The sequence below is a fragment of the Bradyrhizobium sp. Kon37 genome (genome assembly GCF_055807535.1).
On sequence record NZ_JBVVOY010000208.1, the window covers coordinates 1 to 316 of the forward strand.

1 pseudogene is annotated in these 316 nt (G+C 50.0%); it reads left to right on the top strand.

Features of this window, described 5'->3' with window-relative positions:
• A pseudogene (gene intS / locus AC0L3J_RS37835) lies at positions 1–297 on the top strand (prophage integrase IntS); the annotation flags it as partial.
• Between the last annotated feature and the right edge of the window lie 19 nt (positions 298–316).

Here is a 316-nt window from a genome sequence, read left to right on the forward strand (position 1 = left end):
GTCTCAGAGTTTGTTTTTGCCGGGCGCAACGATAAGAAGAAGCCAATCTGCGAGAACGCGGTACTGCTTGTGATCAAACAAATCGGCTATGAGGGTCTGGAAAGCGGTCACGGATTCAGGCATGAATTCAGCACGATTATGAACGAGCACGAATGGCCTGCTGACGCTATTGAAGTGCAACTGGCACATGCAAACGGCGGATCTGTGCGTGGGATTTACAACCATGCTCAGTATCTCGATAAACGCAGAGAAATGATGCAATGGTGGGCGGACTGGCTTGATGAGAAGGTGGAGTGAGCGACCTTAACAACTATCG